The sequence below is a fragment of the Pseudomonas sp. ICMP 10191 genome, from assembly GCF_001467335.1.
Taxonomy (GTDB): domain Bacteria; phylum Pseudomonadota; class Gammaproteobacteria; order Pseudomonadales; family Pseudomonadaceae; genus Aquipseudomonas; species Aquipseudomonas cerasi.
Genome location: NZ_LKGW01000118.1, coordinates 1 through 23,561 on the forward strand (window position 1 = coordinate 1; position 23,561 = coordinate 23,561).

Annotated in this window: 22 protein-coding genes and 2 pseudogenes; 16 read left to right on the forward strand and 8 right to left on the reverse strand. The window is 57.6% G+C overall.

Going from position 1 to position 23,561, the window contains the following annotated elements:
* From AO388_RS27695 to AO388_RS29195, 5 genes and pseudogenes are all read left to right on the forward strand, one after another.
* Positions 1-492, forward strand: a 492-nt coding sequence (locus AO388_RS27695) for an RHS repeat-associated core domain-containing protein (RefSeq protein WP_236713914.1), incomplete at its 5' end; no start/stop codon positions are given.
* On the forward strand, positions 482-880 hold the full coding sequence (locus tag AO388_RS17150; RefSeq protein ID WP_046720119.1) for a hypothetical protein: 399 nt from the start codon (positions 482-484) through the stop codon (positions 878-880). The genes AO388_RS27695 and AO388_RS17150, both read left to right, overlap by 11 nt.
* Before the next feature lie 34 nt (positions 881-914).
* A pseudogene (locus AO388_RS30360) lies at positions 915-1,453 on the forward strand (DNA/RNA non-specific endonuclease); the annotation flags it as partial.
* 8 nt (positions 1,454-1,461) lie between these two features.
* Positions 1,462-1,881 carry an NTF2 fold immunity protein gene (locus AO388_RS27705; protein ID WP_083515827.1) on the forward strand — a complete coding sequence of 140 codons (420 nt, stop codon included), beginning with the start codon at positions 1,462-1,464 and terminating at the stop codon, positions 1,879-1,881.
* A 111-nt stretch (positions 1,882-1,992) separates the two neighbouring features.
* Positions 1,993-2,779: pseudogene (locus AO388_RS29195) on the forward strand (RHS repeat domain-containing protein); the annotation flags it as partial.
* 78 nt (positions 2,780-2,857) lie between these two features.
* Here AO388_RS29195 and AO388_RS17165 read toward each other — a convergent pair.
* Both AO388_RS17165 and AO388_RS29200 read right to left on the reverse strand, forming a co-directional pair.
* Positions 2,858-4,183 (reverse strand): OprD family porin, encoded by a 1,326-nt coding sequence (locus AO388_RS17165; RefSeq protein WP_058416791.1) that lies wholly within the window; start codon positions 4,181-4,183, stop codon positions 2,858-2,860.
* Between the two features lie 455 nt (positions 4,184-4,638).
* Positions 4,639-4,860, reverse strand: a complete 222-nt coding sequence (locus tag AO388_RS29200; protein ID WP_054081749.1) for a hypothetical protein — start codon at positions 4,858-4,860, stop codon at positions 4,639-4,641.
* Between the two features lie 221 nt (positions 4,861-5,081).
* On the opposite strand from AO388_RS29200, the gene AO388_RS17175 reads away from it, so the two are divergent.
* Entirely contained in the window at positions 5,082-5,411 is a 330-nt protein-coding gene (locus tag AO388_RS17175) for a DUF2790 domain-containing protein (RefSeq protein ID WP_003372061.1), read from the forward strand.
* Positions 5,412-5,690: 279 nt separating this feature from the next.
* Positions 5,691-6,950: a cation:proton antiporter gene (locus AO388_RS17180; RefSeq protein ID WP_058416792.1), complete on the forward strand. Its 1,260-nt coding sequence runs from the start codon at positions 5,691-5,693 to the stop codon at positions 6,948-6,950.
* On the opposite strand, the gene AO388_RS17185 is transcribed toward AO388_RS17180, so the two are convergent.
* Positions 6,951-7,850, reverse strand: a complete 900-nt coding sequence (locus AO388_RS17185) for an AraC family transcriptional regulator (protein WP_024663424.1) — start codon at positions 7,848-7,850, stop codon at positions 6,951-6,953.
* A 282-nt stretch (positions 7,851-8,132) separates the two neighbouring features.
* On the opposite strand from AO388_RS17185, the gene AO388_RS17190 reads away from it, so the two are divergent.
* From AO388_RS17190 to AO388_RS17200, 3 genes are all read left to right on the forward strand, one after another.
* The gene (locus tag AO388_RS17190) at positions 8,133-9,449 is read left to right on the forward strand and encodes an ABC transporter substrate-binding protein (protein ID WP_003372069.1); all 1,317 of its coding nucleotides are present in this window, start codon (positions 8,133-8,135) and stop codon (positions 9,447-9,449) included.
* Between the two features lie 39 nt (positions 9,450-9,488).
* Complete coding sequence (locus AO388_RS17195) at positions 9,489-10,262, forward strand: L-iditol 2-dehydrogenase (protein ID WP_058416793.1); 774 nt, start codon at positions 9,489-9,491, stop codon at positions 10,260-10,262.
* Between the two features lie 130 nt (positions 10,263-10,392).
* Positions 10,393-11,235 (forward strand): DeoR/GlpR family DNA-binding transcription regulator, encoded by an 843-nt coding sequence (locus AO388_RS17200; protein ID WP_003372074.1) that lies wholly within the window; start codon positions 10,393-10,395, stop codon positions 11,233-11,235.
* A 78-nt stretch (positions 11,236-11,313) separates the two neighbouring features.
* Here AO388_RS17200 and typA read toward each other — a convergent pair whose 3' ends face one another.
* Both typA and thiI read right to left on the reverse strand, forming a co-directional pair.
* Positions 11,314-13,134, reverse strand: a complete 1,821-nt coding sequence (gene typA, locus AO388_RS17205; RefSeq protein WP_002555714.1) for a translational GTPase TypA — start codon at positions 13,132-13,134, stop codon at positions 11,314-11,316.
* Between the two features lie 143 nt (positions 13,135-13,277).
* On the reverse strand, positions 13,278-14,732 hold the full coding sequence (gene thiI / locus AO388_RS17210; RefSeq protein WP_003426934.1) for a tRNA uracil 4-sulfurtransferase ThiI: 1,455 nt from the start codon (positions 14,730-14,732) through the stop codon (positions 13,278-13,280).
* A 336-nt stretch (positions 14,733-15,068) separates the two neighbouring features.
* On the opposite strand from thiI, the gene glnA reads away from it, so the two are divergent.
* From glnA to AO388_RS17230, 4 genes are all read left to right on the forward strand, one after another.
* Positions 15,069-16,475, forward strand: coding sequence for a glutamate--ammonia ligase (gene glnA, locus AO388_RS17215; protein ID WP_003372080.1), 1,407 nt, complete (start codon positions 15,069-15,071; stop codon positions 16,473-16,475).
* A gap of 163 nt (positions 16,476-16,638) precedes the next feature.
* Positions 16,639-17,196, forward strand: a complete 558-nt coding sequence (locus tag AO388_RS17220) for a chorismate mutase (RefSeq protein WP_003372082.1) — start codon at positions 16,639-16,641, stop codon at positions 17,194-17,196.
* Positions 17,197-17,273: 77 nt separating this feature from the next.
* A complete protein-coding gene (locus AO388_RS17225; protein WP_003432413.1) occupies positions 17,274-17,810 on the forward strand; it encodes a DUF4124 domain-containing protein in 537 nt (178 codons plus the stop codon).
* Positions 17,811-17,821: 11 nt separating this feature from the next.
* On the forward strand, positions 17,822-18,439 hold the full coding sequence (locus AO388_RS17230) for a DUF4124 domain-containing protein (protein ID WP_044310463.1): 618 nt from the start codon (positions 17,822-17,824) through the stop codon (positions 18,437-18,439).
* A gap of 33 nt (positions 18,440-18,472) precedes the next feature.
* Here AO388_RS17230 and AO388_RS29205 read toward each other — a convergent pair whose 3' ends face one another.
* Positions 18,473-18,682 (reverse strand): hypothetical protein, encoded by a 210-nt coding sequence (locus AO388_RS29205; protein WP_058416794.1) that lies wholly within the window; start codon positions 18,680-18,682, stop codon positions 18,473-18,475.
* A gap of 39 nt (positions 18,683-18,721) precedes the next feature.
* Between AO388_RS29205 and glnL the strand changes: the two genes are divergently transcribed.
* Together glnL and ntrC are read left to right on the forward strand one after the other, a co-directional pair.
* Positions 18,722-19,807 carry a nitrogen regulation protein NR(II) gene (gene glnL, locus AO388_RS17240; RefSeq protein WP_002555720.1) on the forward strand — a complete coding sequence of 362 codons (1,086 nt, stop codon included), beginning with the start codon at positions 18,722-18,724 and terminating at the stop codon, positions 19,805-19,807.
* Positions 19,804-21,240: a nitrogen regulation protein NR(I) gene (gene ntrC, locus AO388_RS17245; protein ID WP_003413458.1), complete on the forward strand. Its 1,437-nt coding sequence runs from the start codon at positions 19,804-19,806 to the stop codon at positions 21,238-21,240. Before glnL ends, ntrC begins: the two co-directional genes overlap by 4 nt.
* A 187-nt stretch (positions 21,241-21,427) precedes the next feature.
* On the opposite strand, the gene mgrA is transcribed toward ntrC, so the two are convergent.
* Both mgrA and AO388_RS17255 read right to left on the reverse strand, forming a co-directional pair.
* A complete protein-coding gene (mgrA, locus tag AO388_RS17250) occupies positions 21,428-22,465 on the reverse strand; it encodes an L-glyceraldehyde 3-phosphate reductase (protein WP_003372090.1) in 1,038 nt (345 codons plus the stop codon).
* A gap of 81 nt (positions 22,466-22,546) precedes the next feature.
* Positions 22,547-23,482, reverse strand: coding sequence for a sulfonate ABC transporter substrate-binding protein (locus AO388_RS17255; RefSeq protein WP_058416795.1), 936 nt, complete (start codon positions 23,480-23,482; stop codon positions 22,547-22,549).
* Positions 23,483-23,561: the final 79 nt, after the last annotated feature.

Consider the following 23,561-nt stretch of genomic DNA (forward strand, 5'->3'; position numbering starts at 1 on the left):
GGGCTTCACTACAACACGTTTCGGTATTACGATCCGGAGATTGGACGGTTTATTACGCAGGATCCGATTGGGTTGGCTGGTGGTGTGAATCTCTATCAGTATGCGCCTAATCCAATTCGATGGACTGATGCTCTGGGTTGGGCTTGCGAACTGTTCCGGGGAGTGAGCGCCAACCATCCAGCTATTGATGATGCTAAGAGAGGTGTGGCTAGGCCAGGCAAAATTGATAGTGATATTAGTCCTGCATCGCACAACGGCGGTGATGTATCTGATATAAGTTCTTACACATCATGGACGAAAGATCTAGAAATCGCTAAATGGTGGGCTAATAGACAAGGCCCGGGAGGTGTAATTTTAGGAACACCGACCGGGGCACCTAAGCCAGGTGATACATGGCGCTGGGAGTTTTCGCCTGATGAATATGGCGAGTCAGAAATTTTACTTAAGGGCATAAGAGATAAATTACAGGTATTTACTCCAGATGAACTCTAAAAAGTCAATAACCACTCAAACCATTGACGAGGCACTGTCAATTAACGACATTGACAAAGACACCAGAGCCTTACTATCTTGCTCAAAAAAAGATAAGGCTTTGGTGAACGGCATTAACATAGATAGGTACGACATACATAAATGCTCAGAGCTTAAAGAAATTGTTAATTATAGAATGGAGAGGCTGCAGTTAGAAAAAAGACCACTTGTAGGCGCTCAGACATGTATTGAGAAATTAAAAAAACTACCAAAAGACATGCCAACGAGTTGGGCCTCCGTACACATAGATAAAGAAGTATTGATTTTTATTATAAACCGCGTTAACAACAGCATCATACACGCAATGTCGTTCATCTCTAAAAATAAAATCAAACAACCAGACAAGTGACCGCTTGATTAATTCAACAAAAAGCATAGGAAACCTTCACTACGAAACGTCCCAGTATTACGATCCGGCGATTTGAAGGTTTATTACACCGCATCCGATTGGGCTGAGTGGTTGGGAGAATCTTTATCAAGATGCGCCTAATCCTAATGGGTGGGTTGATCCGTTAGGCTGGTGCGTCAATGCGAGTGTTACCCGAGGCACCGCAGGACAGCCTTTGCGAGCAGCGGCTACGATTACCAAGGCCGACATCAAAAAAGGCGGAACTGCGACAAACACGTCGTCCCGGAGTTGGGCGAGAAGTCTTGGAAATCCGGACGATGATGCTGGTCACATAATCGCTAAGCTACTCGGTGGAGCTGGAGGAAAAAATGGTGTCTTCCCTCAACTTCCGGGAATTAACAGAGGGCTTTTTAGAGACTTCGAAAAGGACGTTGCTGAGTATGTACTAAAAAAGGCCCTGTAAACGTCGATATAAAGTTTGTATATGGAAAGTCTCCAACACGCCCAGACCAAATATTGTACGATGTTTCACAAAACGGCAAGCGTGCACTATTTAATATATTTGATAATTAGAGGCACCCATGGAAAAAAAATCTAAACCCCTTGATGTGCTAATACAGTTTCTAGGCGACATGAATGAATGGGAAAGTAGTTTTTTTCGCGAAAAATCTTCTCTAATAGAAAAAGGCACTGATACAAAGTCATGCAGTGAATACTATAAAAAAAGACTTGAGGAAATTTTGCAAAAACACTCAATAAAGTCACCGAAAAGCTGGGCACGATTAGAGGGTTTGGCGTGTGGAGAGCCTACAATGTATGACCCTATAAGAGACCAGGTCGAAATGGACAAAGAAAGCGAGCATTCCGCTTCTTTTATAGTTGAGCAATCTATTGGACTTGAGGCGTCTTTTAAATTCACTTTAGTCAATTCGCAATCAGGATGGATGATTAGAAAAAAGGAGACTCTACTCAGTGGAAAATGGCAAGAATCGACACTTTAAAATTTGTACTAATATTGTCAATCTATTGGCATTGAAAACATAGTCATTATTCTGGATATTAAAAATCTGCTCCTTAAAAAATCAAACAAAACCACTACACTGGAGCTTAGGCCCAGAGACGGTAGAAAACTCGGTACCACTGCCGAGAAACTGACCGCCTGACACAGGAATCTTCGCCTCAGGGCACGCTGGCCTACGAGTACGATCCACTCAGCAACCTGACCACGCTGACCCTTCCCACCGGGCAGCACCTGAACCATTTGTATTACGGCAGCGGTCACCTGCATTAACTGAATCTCGATGGCCAAATGATCAGCGACATGACCTGCACCGCGAGATCTATCGCACGCAGGGCAAACTCACCAGTTGCTTCGGCTATGACGCTCTGGGGCGCAAGACCTGGCAATACGCAACCACCCTGCCCGCTGAAAAACTGTCACAGATCCAGAACCCGCTCATAAAGCCAGAGCGCTACGTCGAGCACGCCTACAACCCGCTCCACCGCCGCTACGAATATGACCCGGCCGGCGAACTGAGCCGCACCCTCGACAAACTGCGTGGCGAAGTCACCTACGAATACGAAGCCAACGGCCGCCTGCTTGAACACAACCCAGAAAAACGCTTCGACGGCGAAGAATTCCGCTACGACGCTGCCGGCAACCGCCTGAACTTCAACACCAGCCGCTTTGACCGCGTCAAAGACGACCGCCTCAAGCAATGGAGCAACCACGAATACAAGTACGACGCGTGGGGCAATCTGGTCGAGAAAATCGTCGGCATCGTCCGCTGGCAAACCTTCACCTACGACAGAGAAAACCGCCTGGTCAAAACCGAGACCATGGCCAACACCCTGGGCAGGCGGGTCGCCAAACACTCAGATATCAAGGGGCAGAGCGAATGCCCTTGCCACCGGTCGTTCCCTCGCCTGCCCGTCAATTGTGAAGCGCCCCAAAGGACGCCTCACTCAATCCCCCCCTCAAAGCACACTCAACGGATACTCCACAATCACCCTCACCTCATCCAGATCCGATTCGAACGCCGTGGCCCGGGTCGTTGCCTGGCGCACGCGAAGTGACAGGTCTTTGAGTGATCCGGTCTGCACGATGTATTTCGCTTCGATATCGCGCTCCCAGCGTTTTTGATCGGTCAGCGGGTTGCCTTGTGCGTCGCGGCGCATGTAGGTGCTGTTGGCGTTGGAGTAGTCGGCGTCGGTGCCTTTGCCGTAGCGGGTCATGAATGACAGGCCGCTCACGCCGAAGGTGGACATGTCGAGGTTGTAGGTGACCATCCACGAGCGCTCCTTGGGTGAGTTGAAGTCGCTGTACTGGATGGAGTTGGCCAAGTAGATGGAGTCGGACTGCCTGAGGTAGTCGAAATCGTCATCACCTTCGTTGCGCTGGTGCGAAAGCGACAGGGTGTGTGCGCCGTATTGGAGGGCGACTTTTGCACTCCAGATGTCGTTGTCGAATTCGCCGAGCAGTTTTTTGCCTTCGTCAGTGGCGTTGTAGTAGTTCAGGCTGCTGGTCAGCGACAGGTCGTCTGAGAGCGGCAGCACGTAGGACGCTGAAGCGTATTTCTGATCCCAGGCGTCTTTGAGTCGGCTGGTGTAGAGGTCAAGGCTCAGCCTGTCGGTGGCCTGATAGTCACCGCCGAAGTAGGCAACCCATGGAGAGTCCACGGCACCGCCGTAGAAGGTGACGAAACCGTCGCGCATGCTGCTGGAAACGGGCTGGCTCATGGAGTGCAGGCGACCGCCTTGCAGGGTCAGGCCGCTGATGCTGTTGTTGACGGCGGTAACGCCGCGAAAGCTTTCCGGCAGCAGTCGGGAGTCGCCGAAGGCAACCACCGGGGTGGAGGGAAACACATCGCCCACGTTGACGACGGTGTCGAAGGCTCTGGCCTTCAGCGAGCCACCTACCTTGGTGTATTCGTCACGGGCGCGGCCTTCCCCATCGACCGGCAGCACGTCGAATGCGCTGCGGCCGCCGTTGCGTCCGTCACCGGTGTCGAGCTTGATACCGATCATGGCAAATGCATCGACCCCGACGCCGAAGGTGCCTTGAGTGAAACCTGACTGGAATCGCCCGATGATGCCTTGCGCCCACGCTTCGGAGTAACCATTGCCGGTAGGGCTGGATTCGCCGTTGCGGTGGTCGCGGTTCATGTAGAAGTTGCGGTTGAGTACGGTCAGCGTGCTGCCTTCGATGAAGCCTTCTTTTTGCTCTTCGGCGAATACGGCAGCCGGTGCGACACCGGCAAGGGTCGAGCACAGGGCCAGTGATAGTGTTTTAAGTTGAGTCATGTGCGCTCCGTCTAATCGGCAGATTGTTATAAACATGTCGACCTGGCTCTTTTTATAGGTACGAGAGCTGCCAGTGGGGCACCATCTTGAAGTGGCGAAGATAACGGCGGGGTGACAGCGGGATTACAAATATGAAAGGAAGTGCGCTGCAGCGTGTGTCTATTCAATAAAAATGACTCACGCTTTGACCAACACAAGCCAACATTCAAGATAGGGCGCAGAGCGTCCAAAACTGCATTCCCTGGTTCAAGTGCACTCCTTCTGGCGGCTGTACCGGCCTTTTCGCGAGCAAGCTCGCTCCCACGGGCGCTGGAGCACGGGCGTGATAACGATTTTTGTAGATACGGGAATAAAAAAAGCGCCCCGAAGGACGCTTAAAGATTCGCCCCGACCAAAGGAGCAGGGAGCTGCTACAAAGGGCGAATGGGGGTGCAGCGGGTCGGGCATCAAAGGCATCAGCCTTCGGACTTGGTCGACCGCTCGGCCTTGGCGTTGTCGTCTGTATTGACGTAGCGCTCGGCTTTATTGCTGCTGTTCTGTTCCTTGAAGCGCAGTTCCTGTGCAAGACGCATCTTGTCAGCCGCTGTGCTTGCGTACTCGTTACCGTCGTCGGCAAAGGCTGCGCTGGCGGACAAGGCAGCTACTGCGAAGACCATCGATTTGACCAGTTTCATCATCGTTACCTTTATCGGTTGAATGTCGGACCTGCGCAGCGCTCGGCGCTCGTCAGGGATGAAACAAGCTTACGGAGGGGGAGCTAACAGGAAGGTGAGCGAACAATGACAATACTGTTAGGAAGCTGACATCTTCGAGATGACCGATTTGTAATGTTTCAGCAACCTTCCGGTTAGTGCGCATTGGTTAGGGTTAAGCCACATTCAAACGGAGACAAAAGAAAATGCGCACAGCCAAATCGTTGTTACTTGCTCTGGTCATCCTTTCGCCCATCAGTGCTTTCGCCTACACCTCTGATGAAGTCAAAGCCACTACGGTGATCAAGGAGCACCAGGCCAGCGTGCAGAAGTATGCCGCCATCCATAACAAGCCAATGCCGGAGATCAAGGAATACACGTACGGAATGAAGCTGGACATTGCCAAGCTGGTCCGCAAATCCCCGGATCTGCAAACCTGTAGCGTGATGCCAAAGCTGATGACTTACGAAGACTCCAAAGGCAAGCTGAACACGGTTCAGTACCAGGTCCTCGGCGGATGCAGAAACAGCCAATGATTCTGATCCTGCCAGGAAGGCCACTCAGCGTTACATCCCCCGTCAGCCCGGACCGTCATTCGGGCTGACTTTTTTGTGTCTGCAATGCCCTGCCTCTCCCGTCTCAAATCCAGCTTCGCTGGGTGATTCCAGCATTTTTTGCAACATCACCGCCTTTGCGTGGTCAACGCAAACCCCACTGTGGCGTGTCGAGATGTGTCTGGACGTAGATCCAGTCCATCAAACACAGGCTCGGTTACGGTGATCGAGACACTGCACTTACGGACTCTGGAATGACGGATGCTTGAACTCGCTGCTGGTTTTATCTGCCTCACTGCGCTGCTGACCTACGTGAACTACCGTTTCATCGGTCTGCCACCCACCATTGGCGTGATGGTCACTGCGCTGATGTTCTCGTTGCTGTTGCAGGGTCTGAGCTTTCTGGGCTATCCCGGCCTGGAAGATCGCGTTCAACAATTGATCGGTCAGATCGACTTCGGCGACCTGCTGATGAACTGGATGTTGTCCTTCCTGCTGTTCGCCGGGGCGCTGCACGTCAACCTTGGCGATTTGAGGAGCTACCGTTGGCCCATCGGCCTGTTGGCGACTTTCGGGGTGCTGATTGCGACTATGGTGATCGGCGCACTGGCCTACTGGATCTTCGCCCTGTTCGGCTGGCACGTCAGCCCGTTGTACTGCCTGCTGTTTGGTGCACTGATCTCGCCTACCGATCCGATTGCGGTGCTCGGTGTGTTGCGTACTGCCAACGCCTCGAAACCGCTGAAGACCACGATCGTCGGCGAAAGCCTGTTCAACGACGGCACCGCGGTGGTGGTGTTTACCGTTCTGCTGGGTATCGCGCAGCTGGGCGAAACGCCGACGGTGGGCGAAACCGCTCTGCTGTTCGCCCACGAAGCGGTGGGCGGTGTGCTGTTCGGCGGCCTGATCGGTTACGCCGTGTACCTGATGATCAAGAGCATCGAGCAGTATCAGATCGAGGTCATGCTCACGCTGGCGCTGGTGATCGGCGGCTCGGCGATGGCGTCTGAACTGCATGTGTCCGGTCCTATCGCGATGGTCGTGGCCGGCCTGATCATCGGCAACCTGGGACGTAATCTGGCGATGAACGACATGACCCGTCGTTACATGGACGGTTTCTGGGAGCTGCTGGATGACATGCTCAACGCACTGCTGTTCGCGCTGATCGGCATGGAGTTGTTGCTGTTGCCGTTCTCGTGGCAGCACCTGATTGCGGCCAGCCTGCTGGCAGCGGCGATTCTGCTGTCGCGCTTCGTCACCGTGGCCCCGGCCATCCTGCTCCTGCGTCGCTGGCGCAAGGTGCCGCACGGCACGATCCGCATCCTCACCTGGGGCGGCCTGCGCGGCGGTGTCTCGGTGGCCTTGGCGCTGGCGCTGCCGACCGGGCCGGAACGCGATCTGCTGCTGAGCATCACCTACATCGTGGTGTTGCTGTCGATCCTTCTGCAGGGCCTGACCATCGGCAAGCTGGTGAATGCCGTTACCCGTGCCCCGCAGGCGAAAGAACCGGCAGAGCATTGATCAGGCCGATGCAGCGGCGCGCCGGTATTCACTGGGCGTCTGCTGCATCTCCACGCGGAAGTGCCGGTTGAAGTTGGACAGATTGGCATAGCCGACTTCAAAGCAGATGTCCGACACCGACATCTCGCTGTGCAGCAGCAACCGGCAAGCCCGCTGGACCCGCAGTTTGCGCATCAGGTCGATAAAACAATGGCCCGTGGTGCGCTTGAAGAAGCGTGAAAAACCCGGATCGCTCATGTCCAGCCGCTGCGCGATGACGGACAGGCGAATATCGCTGGTCAATTCGGTCAGCAGATAGTCGAACGCCTTGTTGATCCGTTCGGAGCTGCGCGCATCCAGGGTCGGTGCATACCAGGTGCTGGCCAGCAGACGAACCTCCTGCGCAGGCGCTTTCATCAGCGTGTTGACCAGTTGCAGGAACAGAATCAGCCGCTCCAGCCCCTGAGCCGGGCCGATCTGTTCAAGCAGGCGCGCGGCCTGCACCGCTGTTGCACCGCTGAACTCAAGGCCACGTCGCGCCTGCTCGAACAGACGCTGCAAATCGCCTATCTCCGGCAGCGTGCCGCGTAAGGCCAGCAACGCGGCACCATCAAACTGCAGAACCACGTCCCGCCCGGGCAGATGCTCACCGGGGGCCAGATCGCCGATCCAGTCATGCGGCAGATCCGGGCCGATCAGGGCCACATGCCCTGCCGCGAACTCACCGATGTAATCCCCGGCCACCAGCTTGCCGCTGCCTTGGCGGATCAGATGAATTTCGAATTCCGGATGATGGTTCCAGCGCGCCAGTGCGTAGGGATAGTCATGCTCGTACCAGCGAAAGCAGTGGTCGGGCTGCGGGAGAATAACCTCGAGCTCGGCAGGGCGCTGCTCGAGCAAGGCGGCTCGGCTGTCAGGCACGGGATGCCCCTTTTTATCGTTATGAATGCGCTGTTGACGCTTGAACATACCCCCTCGCGTCCAACCAGCGCTAGCTCGCGTTCAAACCGGCACTGATACTTTTTTGCTTTCGGACAGCCGGAGCGCGGCCGGTTAAAAAAGTATCAGTCGATCATCCGCGCTGCGTTTGTTCAGCCCCCTGAGGGCTGCTGTAATCAAGCCGTCCACCAGGGTGACTCAACCGTGGCCAACAACAAAAACAATGACTCCCGCCAGACAAGGCGCGGGGTGGAGAGCACTACGATGAACATTCGGAAAACGCTTTTCCTGTCCGCAGGCGTGTCCGCCGCCCTTTTCAACCTGACCGTCCAGGCCGCCGAAACCGTGACCATCGCCACGGTGAACAACGGTGACATGATCCGCATGCAGCGCCTGTCGAAAACCTTTGAGCAGCAGCATCCCGACATCAAGCTCAACTGGGTAGTGCTCGAAGAAAATGTTTTGCGCCAACGCCTGACCACCGACATCGCCACGCAGGGCGGCCAGTTCGACGTGTTGACCATCGGCACCTACGAGACCCCGTTATGGGGCGCCAAACATTGGCTGGAGCCGATTACCGATCTTGCGCCGGACTACGATCTGGAGGATATCTTTCCCTCGGTGCGCCAAGGCTTGTCAGTCAAGGACACGCTCTATGCCCTGCCCTTTTATGGCGAAAGCACCATCACTTATTACCGCACCGATTTGTTCAAGCAGGCAGGCTTGAGCATGCCCGAACACCCGACCTGGACGCAGCTGGGCGACTTCGCCGCGAAGCTGCATCAGCCCGACAAGGGCGTTTACGGCATGTGCCTGCGCGGCAAGGCCGGTTGGGGCGAGAATATCGCTTTGCTCAGTACCATGGCCAATGCATTCGGCGCGCGCTGGTTCGATGAGCAATGGAAACCGCAATTGACCAGCCCGGAATGGATCAAGGCTGCGAATTTCTACGTCAACACCCTGAAAAACTATGGCCCGCCGGGCGTGTCGAGCAACGGCTTCAACGAAACCCTCGCGCTGTTCAACAGCGGCAAATGCGCCTTGTGGGTCGACGCCAGCGTGGCCGGCTCCTTCACGACGGACAAGGAACAGAGCAAGGTGGTCGACAGCGTCGGCTTTGCACCTGCGCCGGTTGAAGTGACTGACAAGGGTTCATCATGGCTTTACGCCTGGTCGCTGGCGATACCGACCACCTCCAAGCACAAGGATGCGGCCAAGGCGTTCATCACCTGGGCGACGTCCAAGGCGTATATCCAGCTGGTCGCCGAGACGGACGGCATCAGCAACGTGCCGCCTGGCACCCGCGCCTCCACCTACAGCGAGGCTTACCTGAAAGCTGCACCGTTCGCCAAGGTCACGCTGCAAATGATGCAACACGCCGACCCGGCGCACCCCTCGGCCAAGCCTGTGCCCTACGTTGGTATCCAGTACGTGACCATTCCCGAGTTTCAGGCCATCGGCACCTCGGTCGGCAAGCTGTTCTCTGCCGCCGTGACCGGGCAAACCACCACTGAACAGGCGCTCACAGCCGCGCAGGCGGTGACCGAGCGCGAGATGAAACGTGCCGGCTACCCGAAGTAGAGCGCCAGCCCTCAACTGTATTGAACGGACGATGAACCCATGAAACGACTTGAAGGTAAAAGCGCGCTGATCACCGGATCGGCGCGAGGCATCGGGCGGGCATTTGCGCAGGCGTACATTCACGAAGGTGCGCGCGTGGCGATTGCCGATATCGATCTGCAGCGCGCACAGGCGACAGCGACCGAACTGGGCCCCAACGCTTATGCGGTGCGGATGGACGTCACGGATCAGTCGTCCATCGATCAGGCCATCGCCGCTGTGGTCGCACAGACTGGCAAGCTGGATATCCTGATCAACAACGCCGCGCTGTTTGATCTGGCACCAATTGTCGATATCACCCGCGACAGTTACGAACGGCTGTTTTCGATCAACGTCGCGGGCACCCTGTTCACTTTGCAGGCAGCAGCCAGGCAAATGATTGCCCAGGGGCACGGCGGCAAGATCATCAATATGGCCAGCCAGGCTGGTCGGCGGGGCGAGGCGCTGGTGGCGGTGTATTGCGCGACCAAGGCTGCGGTGATCAGCCTGACCCAATCGGCCGGGCTGGACCTCATCAGGCACGGCATCAATGTCAACGCCATCGCGCCGGGTGTGGTCGATGGCGAACACTGGGACGGCGTGGATGCGCTGTTCGCCCGCTATGAAAACCGGCCGTTGGGCGAGAAGAAAAGGCTGGTGGGCGAACAAGTGCCTTTCGGGCGCATGGGCAAAGCGGACGATTTGACCGGCATGGCCATTTTCCTGGCTTCAGCGGACAGCGAATACGTCGTAGCCCAGACCTATAACGTCGACGGTGGCAACTGGATGAGTTGAAGTGCGACGGGAGTAAAGATGAGCCGAACCGCGCAAAAAAGCCTGCAACTGCTTCCATTGCCGAAGCGATTGGCTAAGATGCGCGGACCGCCTGCAGCCTGAGGCGGCTCATTGATGTACAGGAGTACGAATGTCCACTGAAGAGGAGATCGCCATTTCCGGCGGTACACCTATGATCCCTGACCAGCGCCGGGAGCTGATGCTGCGTCAGTTGCGCAAGCATCAGGTGCTCAGCGTGCATCAGTTGATGGAGATGTTCGATTGCTCGCACATGACCATCCGCCGCGACATCGCCCAGCTGGAGCAGGAAGGTCGCGCCTACTCGGTCACCGGGGGCGTGCGTATCGCCAGCCAGGTCCACAGCGAGCCCAGCCACCAGTCCAAGGCCGTAGTGGAGTTGCCGCACAAGCAGGGTATGGCGCGGCTCGCAGCGGGCTTGTTGCACCCGGACATGACGATCTATCTGGACGCAGGCACCAGCACACTCGAAATCGTCCCGCATATCATCGCGCTGTCGGGCATGACTGTGGTCACCAATGATTTCGGCGTGGTCAACGCGCTGGCCGATGCTGCGCATGTGGATGTGATTCACACCGGCGGGCTGCTCGATCATCCGAACCGCTCCAGCGTCGGCGGCCTGGCTGCGGCGACCCTGCGCCAGCTGGCGACCGATGTGGCCTTCATGTCCACCAGCTCGTGGGACCTGCAACGCGGCACCACCACACCGTCGGCGCTGAAGGTCGAGGTCAAGCAGGCCGCCATGCAGTCCGCCTCGCAAACCGTGCTGATCGCCACCAGCTCCAAATACGGCACCTTCGGCATGTACAAGGTCGCCGGGCTCGAGCAGTTCGACACCATCATCACCGACGCAGCCCTGGCCGAAGCGGCTGCCGACGGGATTCGCAAGCAGCGTATCGAACTGTTGCTGGCACCCGTGGCGGGCAAACGTCAGGCCCTCGATATCAAGTCCTGAACCTCATTGCGATGATCAGCAGGTCAAAAAAACCCCCGGTCTCTCGACCGGGGTTTTTTATTCAGCGCGGGCTAAGTATCAAGCCTTGGCTTTCTTGGCAGCGCGGGTACGCTCGCTTTCGTCCAGGATCTTCTTGCGAAGACGGATGGACTTCGGCGTTACTTCGCACAGCTCGTCGTCCTGGATGAATTCCAGAGCCTGCTCAAGGGTGAACTTGACAGGTGGAACCAGGGCGATGGTTTCGTCTTTGCCCGAAGCACGCATGTTGTCGAGCTTCTTGCCTTTGGTAGGGTTCACACCCAGGTCGTTGTCACGGCTGTTCAGACCAACGATCTGACCACCGTAGATTTCCTGACCGTGCTCGACGAACAGCTTGCCGCGCGCCTGCAGGGTTTCCAGGGAGTAGGTCAGTGCCTTGCCGGTTTCAACCGAAACCAGAACGCCGTTCTGGCGGCCGGACATGTCGCCGGACTTCATCACGTCGTAACGGTCGAAGATCGAGGTCAGGATGCCTGCACCGGAAGTGAGGGTCAGGAACTCGTTACGGAAACCGATCAGGCCACGGGCCGGGATGTTGTACTCGAGGCGAACACGGCCCTTGCCATCCGGAACCATGTTGGTCAGGTCGCCTTTACGCAGACCCATTTGCTCCATGATCGCGCCCTGGGATTCTTCCGGCAGGTCGATGGTCACGTTTTCGTACGGTTCGTGCTTCACGTCGCCTACACGACGGATGATCACTTCCGGACGACCAACACCCATTTCGAAGCCTTCGCGACGCATGGTTTCGATCAGTACCGAGAGGTGCAGCTCACCACGGCCGGAGACCTTGAACTTGTCGGCGGTGTCGCCTTCTTCAACGCGCAAGGCAACGTTGTACAGCAGTTCCTTGTCCAGACGTTCCTTGATGTTACGGCTGGTGACGAACTTGCCTTCCTTACCGCAGAACGGCGAATCGTTAACCTGGAAGGTCATCGAAACGGTAGGTTCGTCAACGGTCAGCGGCTTCATCGCTTCGACATTCAGTGGGTCGCACAGGGTGTCGGAGATGAACAGCTGGTCGAAGCCGCTGATGCAGACGATGTCGCCGGCAGCTGCTTCTTCAACGTCCACACGGTGCAGACCGTGGTGACCCATCAGCTTCAGGATACGACCGTTACGCTTCTTGCCTTCGGCATCGATGGCAACAACCGGAGTGTTTGGCTTGACGCGGCCGCGAGCGATACGGCCAACACCGATGACGCCCAGGAAGCTGTTGTAGTCCAGAGCCGAGATCTGCATCTGGAAAGGACCGTCACGGTCAACTTTTGGCGCAGGAACGTGATCGACGATCGACTGGTACAGCGGAGTCATGTCTTCAGCCATATCGGTGTGTTCCAGACCGGCAATGCCGTTCAGGGCCGAGGCGTAGACGACCTTGAAGTCCAGCTGTTCTTCGGTGGCACCCAGGTTGTCGAACAGGTCGAAGATCTGGTCCAGAACCCAGTCCGGGCGCGCGCCTGGACGGTCAACCTTGTTGATGACCACGATTGGACGCAGGCCGGCTTCGAATGCCTTCTTGGTCACGAAACGGGTTTGCGGCATAGGGCCGTCCTGGGCGTCGACCAGCAGCAGTACGGAGTCGACCATCGACATCACGCGCTCTACTTCACCACCGAAGTCGGCGTGGCCCGGGGTGTCCACGATGTTGATGTGGTAGCCATTCCAGTTGATCGCGGTGTTCTTCGCGAGAATGGTAATACCGCGCTCTTTTTCCTGGTCGTTGGAGTCCATCACGCGCTCGTCGTTGAGCTCGTTGCGCTCAAGGGTGCCGGACTGGCGCAGGAGTTTGTCTACCAGGGTGGTCTTACCATGGTCAACGTGGGCGATGATGGCGATGTTGCGTAGATTTTCGATCACTTGTGTATCTCGATCAGAGGATTCGGTCTGCTGACTGTTTAAAGGCAGCGATTAACTATTTCGAGTCGGCAAAAGCCGTTACGGCATGACGACTGGTGTCGGGGGGCCGGTGACGCAAGCCACAGGCAAACAGCCCCGGGCACTTAGCTCGGTCGATATACGCGCACATTGGCATGTCCCTCACTGAGCAAATGGTGGGCATGCAGGCGACTCATGACGCCTTTGTCGCAATACAGCAGGTACTGGCGCGTGTCATCCAGTGCCTTGAAACGGCTGTTCAATGCGTAGAACGGCAACGTCTGTATCTCCACGCCAGGCACCTGCAACGGCTGGTCTTCCTGGGCATCCGGGTGACGGATGTCGAGGATCACCTGACCGGCCAGCGCCTGGCTGACTTCTTCTATATCGACATTGCGGCTCAGATCGTCGATGACCCGATCGATCGAAACCAGCTTCGCGCGTTCGAGCGCCTGCTCGAGAATCGCCATGTCGAACTGTTTTTCTTCGTACTCAACGCGATTTCGCTTGGCGTTGGTCTTGGGGTTGACCGAAATCACCCCGCAATATTCAGGCATGTGCCGGGCGAAATCAGCAGTACCGATTTCAGTCGCCAGGTCCACGATGTCCTGCTTGTGGGTGGCAACCAGCGGCCGCAGGACCAGCTTGTCGGTCGCCGCGTCAATCAGCGACAGGTTGGGCAGCGTCTGGCTGGCAACCTGAGAAATCGCTTCGCCGGTCACCAGCACATCGATTTCAAGACGATCGGCCACGGCGGATGCAGCGCGTAACATCATACGCTTCAAAACTACACCCATATGACTGTTATCGACTTTCTGCAGAATTTCTCCGAGAACTTCCTCGAACGGTACGCTGACGAACAGCACGCGCTGAGAACTGCCGTACTTCTTCCAGATGAAGTGCGCGACTTCCATCACGCCCAGTTCATGGGCTCTTCCGCCCAGATTGAAGAAGCAGAAGTGCGCCATCAGGCCGCGGCGCATGATCTGGTAGGCCGCAACGGTCGAATCGAACCCGCCGGACATCAATACCAGGGTCTGCTCCAGCGCGCCCAGCGGGTAACCGCCCATGCCCTGATGTTGGTCATGAACGACAAACAACCGTTGGTCGCGAATTTCCATGCGCACCACCAGATCGGGCTTTTTCAGCTCGATTCCGGCCGCGCCGCACTGCATGCGCAACTTGCTGCCGACGTATTTCTCGACGTCCATGGAGCTGAAGTCGTGTCGGCCGGCGCGCTTGCAGCGCACTGAAAACATCTTGCCAGGCAACAGGTCGGCGTAGTGCAGTTTGCACTTCGCAACCACGTCATCCAGATCGCCCAGCGGGTACTCGGCGACCTGCAGAAAGTTGGCGATGCCTGGCATGCAGCTCAGCCGCTCCCTGATGCCCTGCAGCACTTTGGGGTCGGTCAGCCGGGTTTCGACCTCAAGGTTGTCCCATACGCCACCCACGACAATGTCCGCGTCCAGTTCACGGAGCACGGTACGAATGTTCTTGCCCAGTTGCCGGATGAACTTCTTGCGCACCGGCGGGCTTTTGATGGTGATTTCTGGGAAAACTTTAACGATTAGTTTCATGGAAACGGAGCGTGAGGTGCCGACCAAAAAAGGGGGGCGCGGATTATAGCGGAAATTGCTCAAGGTTTAACCAGTTATCGTACACGCAATCACTGATGCACCAAAAAGAGTCGGCGCACCAAATTGAAGCGCCATAAAGGTGCGTGTTTTTCCTGCGTGGTGCGTTTTCGCCCCCTGAAAACCAGCGTTTGAGGCAAAAAACCCAACACGGGGCACTGGCATGCAAATTGCTCCCTTGTGAGGCAGGTTGCCTTGGCAGAGTATTTGCGCCGGCATCACCCAAATTCAAGGGACCACAACTCTATCAAGTCGGTCTCTAGCCACCCGGAGGACACCATGTCGAAGTCGGTTCAACTCATCAAAGATCATGACGTTAAATGGATTGATCTGCGCTTCACAGACACCAAGGGCAAGCAGCAGCACGTCACCATGCCTGCGCGCGATGCACTGGAAGACGATTTCTTCGAAGTCGGCAAAATGTTCGACGGTTCCTCCATCGCTGGCTGGAAAGGCATCGAAGCGTCCGACATGATTCTCCTGCCGGATGACGAAACCGCCCTGCTCGACCCGTTCACCGAAGAGCCAACCCTGGTTCTGGTGTGCGACGTCATCGAACCTTCGACCATGCAAGGCTACGACCGCGACCCGCGCGCCATTGCCCACCGTGCCGAGGAATACCTGAAGTCCACCGGTATCGGCGACACCGTATTCGTAGGTCCGGAGCCAGAGTTCTTCATCTTCGACGAAGTGAAGTTCAAGTCCGACATCTCCGGTTCCATGTTCAAGATCTTCTCCGAACAGGCTTCCTGGATGACCGACGGCGACGTCGATGGCGGCAACAAGGGCCACCGTCCGGGCGTCAAAGGTGGTTACTTCCCGCTGCCACCGGTCGACCACGACCACGAAATCCGCACCGCAATGTGCAACGCTCTGGAAGAAATGGGCCAGGTCGTGGAAGTTCACCACCACGAAGTGGCAACTGCCGGCCAGAACGAAATCGGCGTGAAATTCAACACGCTGGTCAAGAAGGCTGACGAAGTTCAGACCCTCAAGTACTGCGTGCACAACGTTGCCGACGCGTACGGCCGTACCGCTACTTTCATGCCCAAGCCACTGTACGGTGACAACGGTTCGGGTATGCACGTACACATGTCCATCTCCAAGGATGGCAAGAACACCTTCGCAGGCGAAGGCTATGCCGGTCTGTCCGATACCGCCCTGTACTTCATCGGCGGCATCATCAAGCACGGCAAGGCTCTGAACGGCTTCACCAACCCGTCGACCAACTCCTACAAGCGTCTGGTCCCGGGCTTCGAAGCCCCGGTCATGCTGGCCTACTCGGCCCGTAACCGTTCCGCGTCGATCCGTATTCCTTACGTCTCCAGCCCGCGCGGCCGTCGTATCGAAGCACGCTTCCCGGATCCAGCGGCCAACCCGTACCTGGCATTCGCTGCCCTGTTGATGGCTGGCCTGGACGGCATCCAGAACAAGATCCACCCTGGCGACGCAGCTGACAAAAACCTGTATGACCTGCCGCCTGAAGAGGCCAAAGAGATCCCACAAGTTTGCGGCAGCCTGAAAGAAGCCTTGGAAGAACTGGACAAGGGCCGCGCGTTCCTGACCAAGGGCGGCGTTTTCAGCGACGACTTCATCGATGCCTACATCGAGCTGAAAAGCGAAGAAGAAATCAAGGTTCGCACCTTCGTACACCCACTGGAATACGAGCTGTACTACAGCTGCTGATCCAGCCACGCCAGCGTTGATGGCGTAACAGGAGACCTCCTTCGGGAGGTCTTTTTTTGCCCGGAGTTTACCGCGTGAACTTTTGTTCACCCCGCAACGCTGGCTCTGCCCGGTCGCCTGGAGTTAAATCTGCATCTCCCCACCGAACCGAGATGGAACTGCCATGCGCCTTATCCTGGCCACTTCCCTGCTGACAATGACGTTCATGTCTACCTGTTTCGCCTTCACTGCCGAGCAGAAGCCTTCTGCACTTGAACCTCTGCTGCAAGCGATCAGCGAGCGCCTGACCATCGCCGATCAAGTTGCCCTGAGCAAGTGGGACAGCGGCAAGGCCGTCGAGGATCCGCCGCGCGAGCTGCAAGTGATCAACGCCGCCCAGGCCCGCGCTGCCGAGTTCAAGCTCAACCCCGATGATGTTCAACGTCTGTTCCGCGCCCAGATCGAAGCCAATAAACAGGTGCAGAACGCCCTGCTCGCCCAGTGGCACGCGGCAGGCAAAGCGCCCGACACAGTCAGGCTCAGCCTGGTCGATGACATCCGTCCGAAGCTGGATCGCCTGCAGACCCAACTGCTCCAGGCCTACGCGGACTTCCAGCCACTGCGCAAGGCGGAAACCTGCCAGATGCAACTGGATGCGGCGCTGAAGCGTTATCAGACCGACCCGATTCACGATCAGGCGCTGGTACTGGCCACTGCCGACCTTTGCCCTGCGAAACTCTGACACATCAGGCAGATAGCGCAGCATAGGGCGATGTGTTCTATGCTGACGGCCAATCTTGCCCTGCTGTCGAGAGTCTCATGCGTCAAAGTCTGATTTGCCTGCTGCTGTTGATCAGCCTGCCCGCGCTGGCGCAGATCTATAAGTACACCGATGCGAACGGTAACACCGCGTTCAGCAACCAGCCGCCCAACGGGGCCAAGACCGAAGTGGTCGAGTTGCCGCCACTCAACAGCATAGAAACGCAGACGCCTTCCAGACCGGTCGTCAACAGTGCGCCGCAACCAGCCCCTGTCGCACCACCCTCGCAGCCGCAAACGGCCTATGACGTACTGGAACTCACCGACCTGCCCACCGACGAAGCGTTACGCGCCAACAATGGCACGTTCATCATCGGCGTGAAGATCCAGCCGCGTCTGCAACCGACTCACAGCCTGCAACTGCTGCTGGACGGCAACCTGTACGGGCAGCCCTCCAACCTGCCGCGCTTTCAAGTGGTCAACGTAGATCGCGGCGAACACAGCTTCGCGGTGGTCGTGAAAGACGGCGATCGGATCATTCAGCAGAGTGAAACCATCACCCTGACCGTACAGCGCGTACACCTCGGCAAGCCATGAGCAGACACACGATGCGCCGTCTGCTGACCTGCCTGTTGCTGCTGTTGACGCTGCCCGCAGCGGCCGACGTCTATACCTATATCGACGCGCAGGGTAATCGGGTGTTTACCGACCAGCCGCGCAAGAACGCCACCCGCGTCGACATCGCGCCCAGCAACAACATGACCGGCACGCCGCCGACCCGGACCTTGAAGGCCCACCCTGCCAAACCTGCAATAAAGCCGATGTTTCATTACCAATTGCTGAGAATTCTGGTGCCCGAACCGGACGCCACCCTGGTCAATCCCAGTGGCGACCTGATCGTTACCGTCACCAGCGAACCGGTGTTACAGGAGGGGCACAGCTATCGATTGCTACTGGATGGTGTTGCCGTCGGCCAGGCCGGCCGCAGCCCGGTGTTCCCGTTGAGCAATGTCGATCGTGGCACGCATCAACTGTCGGTAGAGATTTTCGACGAACTTGGCCGTGTGCTGGAAAAAACACCGAACCAGCCCTTTCACGTGCAGCGCATTTCCCTGGCGCAAAAGCGCGCGACTCACCCCTGCAAGGAGGATGACTACGGTGTGCGGCCGGAGTGTCCGCTCAAGGACAAGCCCGAGCCCAAAAGCAGCATCCTGCCCTTCTTCTGATCTCGCCAAAACGCCAGCACCTTTTTGGTGCGCTCAATGACTGCCTGCGCAACAATACAGCCCAATCTGGTTCAGGAAGCCCGGCCGGGTAGCGCCGTATGCGGGCACGCTTTGCAAAAACGTCCCGACTTTGCAGATAAAACGCTTCTTTTCGGAGCCTTGGTTTGTTTTTTGCAACTTCACTGACACAGCACCGTATTGGTGGCTTTGCTCCTGCTGGCGCAGACCAGCCAGCACCAGCATGGCGCGACTGCAATGTGCCAAAAGAGGTCAACACGATTCATGACTATCAGCGATGCGCTGCACAGACTGTTACTGGATAACCTGACCACTGCCACCATTCTGCTCAACGCCGACCTGCGACTTGAGTACATGAACCCGGCAGCGGAAATGCTGCTGGCCATCAGCGGGCAGCGTAGCCATGGGCAATTCATCAGCGAGCTGTTCACCGAGTCGGCCGAAGCATTGAGTTCCCTGCGTCAGGCAGTCGAACAGGCTCATCCTTTCACCAAGCGCGAAGCGATGCTCACTGCACTGACCGGTCAGACCCTGACTGTCGACTATGCGGTGACGCCTATCCTCAGCAAGGGCGATACCCTGCTGTTGCTTGAAGTACACCCGCGTGACCGGTTGTTGCGCATTACCAAGGAAGAGGCCCAGCTGTCCAAGCAGGAAACCACCAAGATGCTGGTGCGTGGCCTGGCTCACGAAATCAAGAATCCGCTGGGCGGCATTCGCGGGGCCGCACAATTGCTGGCCCGCGAGCTGCCTGAAGAAAGTCTCAAGGACTACACCAACGTCATTATCGAAGAGGCCGACCGCCTGCGTAATCTGGTCGACCGCATGCTCGGCTCCAACAAGCTGCCATCGCTGGCCATGACCAATGTGCATGAAGTGCTGGAGCGTGTGTGCAGCCTGGTCGAGGCCGAAAGCCAGGGCTGCATCACCTTGGTGCGCGACTATGACCCGAGCATTCCCGACGTGTTGATCGACCGCGAGCAAATGATCCAGGCCGTGCTCAATATCGTGCGCAATGCCATGCAGGCCATCAGCGGCCAGAACGAATTGCGCCTTGGCCGGATCACCCTGCGCACCCGCGCCATGCGCCAGTTCACCATCGGCCACGTTCGCCATCGACTGGTGAGCAAGATCGAAATCATCGACAACGGCCCCGGTATTCCGGCCGAACTTCAGGAAACCATTTTCTACCCCATGGTCAGTGGCCGCCCGGACGGTACGGGATTAGGTCTTGCCATTACCCAGAACATCATCAGCCAGCACCAGGGTCTGATCGAGTGTGACAGCCATCCCGGCCACACCACATTCTCGATCTTCCTGCCGCTGGAACAAGGAGCAGCTTCGACATGAGCCGTAGTGAAACTGTCTGGATCGTAGACGACGATCGTTCTATCCGCTGGGTACTGGAAAAGGCCTTGCAACAGGAAGGCATGACCACGCAAAGCTTCGACAGCGCCGACGGGGTGATGAGCCGTCTGGCCCGTCAGCAACCCGACGTGATCATTTCCGACATCCGCATGCCGGGTGCCAGTGGCCTGGACCTGCTGGCGCGGATTCGCGAGCAGCATCCGCGTCTGCCGGTGATCATCATGACCGCCCATTCAGATCTGGACAGCGCTGTGGCGTCTTATCAGGGTGGTGCGTTCGAGTACCTGCCCAAGCCATTCGACGTCGATGAAGCCGTCTCGCTGGTCAAGCGCGCCAATCAGCACGCTCAGGAACAACAGGGCCTGGACGTTGCACCGACACTGACCCGCACCCCTGAAATCATTGGCGAAGCGCCAGCGATGCAGGAAGTGTTTCGCGCCATCGGCCGTCTGAGTCACTCCAACATCACGGTGTTGATCAACGGTGAGTCGGGAACCGGCAAGGAATTGGTCGCTCATGCATTGCATCGCCACAGCCCGCGTTCGGCCTCGCCGTTCATTGCGCTGAACATGGCGGCGATCCCCAAGGACCTGATGGAGTCCGAACTGTTCGGGCATGAAAAAGGCGCGTTCACCGGCGCGGCCAACCTGCGTCGTGGACGCTTCGAACAGGCCGACGGCGGCACGCTGTTTCTCGATGAAATCGGTGACATGCCGGCCGACACCCAGACCCGTCTGTTGCGTGTACTGGCCGATGGCGAATTCTACCGGGTCGGCGGTCACACGCCGGTCAAGGTCGATGTGCGGATCATTGCCGCGACACACCAGAATCTGGAAACCCTGGTGCAGGCCGGCAAGTTCCGCGAGGACTTGTTCCACCGCCTGAACGTGATCCGTATCCACATTCCGCGCATGTCGGACCGTCGTGAAGACATCCCGACCCTGGCAAAGCACTTCCTCAGCCGCGCGGCTCAGGAACTGGCGGTCGAACCCAAGCTGCTCAAGGCCGAAACCGAGGAATACCTCAAGCATCTGCCGTGGCCTGGCAACGTGCGTCAGCTGGAAAACACCTGCCGCTGGATCACGGTCATGGCGTCGGGTCGTGAAGTGCACATCAGCGACCTGCCACCGGAACTGCTGAGCCTGCCGCAGGACGCCGCACCGGTCACCAACTGGGAACAGGCGCTGCGCCAGTGGGCCGATCAGGCCTTGTCTCGCGGTCAGTCCAGCCTGCTGGACAGCGCCGTGCCGACCTTCGAGCGGATCATGATCGAAACCGCCCTCAAGCACACCGCCGGTCGCCGCCGCGACGCCGCCGTACTGCTGGGCTGGGGCCGCAACACCCTGACCCGCAAGATCAAGGAACTGGGCATGAAGATCGATGGCGGGGATGACGACGAGGCCGATGAGGGCTGAGTGGTTATATGATGGTCATTAGTGCCAATGCTCCGCATTGGCATGCATTTCGAAACACTCTGCGCCGCGCCTACTATTCAAGGCAGGACGCAGAGCGTCCAGAACTGCATTCCCACGCGGAGCGTGGGAACGATAGTCATCTCAGGAATTGCGTGTAACGCGCAGCGCAGCGCAGCTCAGCACCGCATCACTCAGCCAGTGATGGTTTTTCCCACAGGTTGATTCCGCCTTCCACCGCAAAGCTGTCGATCTCGGTCAGTTCTTCGGGACTGAACGCGAGGTTCTTCAGCGCGCCGACGTTCTCGACAATCTGCTCCGGACGGCTCGCACCGATCAACGCGGAGGTCACGCGCGGATCGCGCAGCGTCCAGGCCAGGGCCATTTGTGCCAGGCTCTGACCGCGACGCTGGGCGATTTCGTTGAGCGCACGCACGTGGGCGATGTTCTGCTCGGACAGGTGCGAAGCCTGCAGCGAGCCGCCACCCGGACGATTGACCCGCGCATCCTTGGGCACGCCGTTCAGGTATTTGTCCGACAGCAACCCCTGGGCCAACGCGGTAAAGGCGATCACGCCCGCGCCCAGCTCTTCAGTCGCGTCGAGCAAGTCTTTCTCGACCCAGCGATTGAGCAGGTTGTAGGCCGGCTGGTGGATCAGCAACGGCACTTTCCACTCTTTGAGCAACGCCGCGATCTCACGGGTCTTGGCCCCGGAATAGGATGAGATACCGATATACAGCGCCTTGCCCTGCTGAACCGCGGTGGCCAGCGCGCTGGCGGTTTCTTCCAGCGGAGTGTCCGGGTCGAAACGGTGGGAATAGAAGATGTCGACGTAATCGAGCCCCATGCGCTGCAGGCTCTGGTCGAGGCTGGCGAGCACGTATTTACGTGAACCACCGCCCTGTCCGTATGGGCCCGGCCACATGTCCCAGCCAGCCTTGCTGGAGATGATCAGTTCATCACGGTAGTGCTTGAAGTCTTCGCGCAGCAGACGGCCGAAGTTGATCTCGGCGCTGCCGTACGGCGGGCCATAGTTGTTGGCCAGGTCGAAATGGTTGATGCCCAGATCGAACGCCGTGCGCAGCATGGCGCGCTGGGTGTCGATCGGCGTGCTGTCACCGAAGTTGTGCCACAAGCCCAAAGACAGTGCCGGAAGCACCAGCCCGCTGCGGCCGGTACGGCGATAAGGCATGTCTTCGTAACGATTTTCGGCAGCGATGTAGGTCATTGAATCCTCTCTTGTCTGGGGGATATTCGAGGCGTCTTGATTGCATTTGCGAACAGGCGACGCCTGTTCGCAACGCCGGAATCATGGCTTTTGCCAGACAACCTGCTGAATGTCGACCCGCTTAGGTATCAAGTGGTTGTCGTAAAACAGATCAGCGGTCGCCTGCTGCGCACTTACGATCTCCGGCGTGATCGGCAGGCTGGGTGATACAGGCCGATGGTCAAGATACTGAGTCATGACCGCTTCGGACAAGCCCATGCTCCGCGCCAGTATCTGAATACTCTCGGCACGCTGCGAGCGCGATAGCCCATCGGCAACTGTCAGTTCATCGAGCACCTGCTGCACGAGCGCTGCATTTTCCTCGGCAAACGCCCGCCGTGCGGTATAGAACGGCCCGGACAATCCAAGCCCCTCGCCGTTGGCCAGCAGGCGAGTGTGGCCTTCGCTCATAGCGATTGAGTAGTAAGGGTCCCAGATCGCCCAGGCATCGACACTGCCGTTTTCAAAGGCAGCGCGGGCATCGGCAGGGGTCAGATAGATTGGCTGAATATCCTTGAAGGTCAGGCCTGCTTTGTTGAGCAAACGCAGCACCACGTTATGCGAGCTGGAGCCTTTCTGAAGCGCGACCTTGCGGCCTTTCAATTCTGCGACGCTATGCACCGGGCTTTCGTTGCGCACCAACAGGGTTTCCACCTGCGGCTTGGGTGGCTCGGCACCAATGTAGACCAGGTCGGCACCTGCGACCTGGGCGAAAATCGGCGGAATGTCGCCGGTGGAGGCGATGTCCAGGCTGCCAATGTTCAGCGCCTCCAGCATCTGCGGCCCGGCCGGAAACTCGATCCATTTGATTTGTTTCTCGGGAAAACGCTTTTCCAGCAAGCCGTGTTCCTTGGCCAGCACCAGCGTGACAGAGCCCTTCTGGTAGCCGATGCGGAGGGTGTCGGGCTCGTCGGCAGCAGCTGTCCCGAACAGGCCACTGAAAGCCAGAATGGCGGCGATAAACGTGAATGGTTTCATGGGTGATCCCTTAATTCTGTATAAAAATCTGCCTCTGATTCTGGCCGAAGGCCGCTTTCTGCGCTCATCAGGACTTGCA

Coding starts and splice junctions, on each gene's coding strand:
- AO388_RS17150 (WP_046720119.1), top strand. CDS start 482: ATGAACTCTAAAAAGTCAATAACCACTCAAACCATTGACGAGGCACTG.
- AO388_RS27705 (WP_083515827.1), top strand. CDS start 1,462: ATGGAAAAAAAATCTAAACCCCTTGATGTGCTAATACAGTTTCTAGGC.
- AO388_RS17165 (WP_058416791.1), bottom strand. CDS start 4,183: ATGACTCAACTTAAAACACTATCACTGGCCCTGTGCTCGACCCTTGCC.
- AO388_RS29200 (WP_054081749.1), bottom strand. CDS start 4,860: ATGATGAAACTGGTCAAATCGATGGTCTTCGCAGTAGCTGCCTTGTCC.
- AO388_RS17175 (WP_003372061.1), top strand. CDS start 5,082: ATGCGCACAGCCAAATCGTTGTTACTTGCTCTGGTCATCCTTTCGCCC.
- AO388_RS17180 (WP_058416792.1), top strand. CDS start 5,691: ATGCTTGAACTCGCTGCTGGTTTTATCTGCCTCACTGCGCTGCTGACC.
- AO388_RS17190 (WP_003372069.1), top strand. CDS start 8,133: ATGAACATTCGGAAAACGCTTTTCCTGTCCGCAGGCGTGTCCGCCGCC.
- AO388_RS17195 (WP_058416793.1), top strand. CDS start 9,489: ATGAAACGACTTGAAGGTAAAAGCGCGCTGATCACCGGATCGGCGCGA.
- AO388_RS17200 (WP_003372074.1), top strand. CDS start 10,393: ATGTCCACTGAAGAGGAGATCGCCATTTCCGGCGGTACACCTATGATC.
- thiI (WP_003426934.1), bottom strand. CDS start 14,732: ATGAAACTAATCGTTAAAGTTTTCCCAGAAATCACCATCAAAAGCCCG.
- glnA (WP_003372080.1), top strand. CDS start 15,069: ATGTCGAAGTCGGTTCAACTCATCAAAGATCATGACGTTAAATGGATT.
- AO388_RS17220 (WP_003372082.1), top strand. CDS start 16,639: ATGCGCCTTATCCTGGCCACTTCCCTGCTGACAATGACGTTCATGTCT.
- AO388_RS17225 (WP_003432413.1), top strand. CDS start 17,274: ATGCGTCAAAGTCTGATTTGCCTGCTGCTGTTGATCAGCCTGCCCGCG.
- AO388_RS17230 (WP_044310463.1), top strand. CDS start 17,822: ATGCGCCGTCTGCTGACCTGCCTGTTGCTGCTGTTGACGCTGCCCGCA.
- AO388_RS29205 (WP_058416794.1), bottom strand. CDS start 18,682: ATGCTGGTGCTGGCTGGTCTGCGCCAGCAGGAGCAAAGCCACCAATAC.
- glnL (WP_002555720.1), top strand. CDS start 18,722: ATGACTATCAGCGATGCGCTGCACAGACTGTTACTGGATAACCTGACC.
- ntrC (WP_003413458.1), top strand. CDS start 19,804: ATGAGCCGTAGTGAAACTGTCTGGATCGTAGACGACGATCGTTCTATC.
- mgrA (WP_003372090.1), bottom strand. CDS start 22,465: ATGACCTACATCGCTGCCGAAAATCGTTACGAAGACATGCCTTATCGC.
- AO388_RS17255 (WP_058416795.1), bottom strand. CDS start 23,482: ATGAAACCATTCACGTTTATCGCCGCCATTCTGGCTTTCAGTGGCCTG.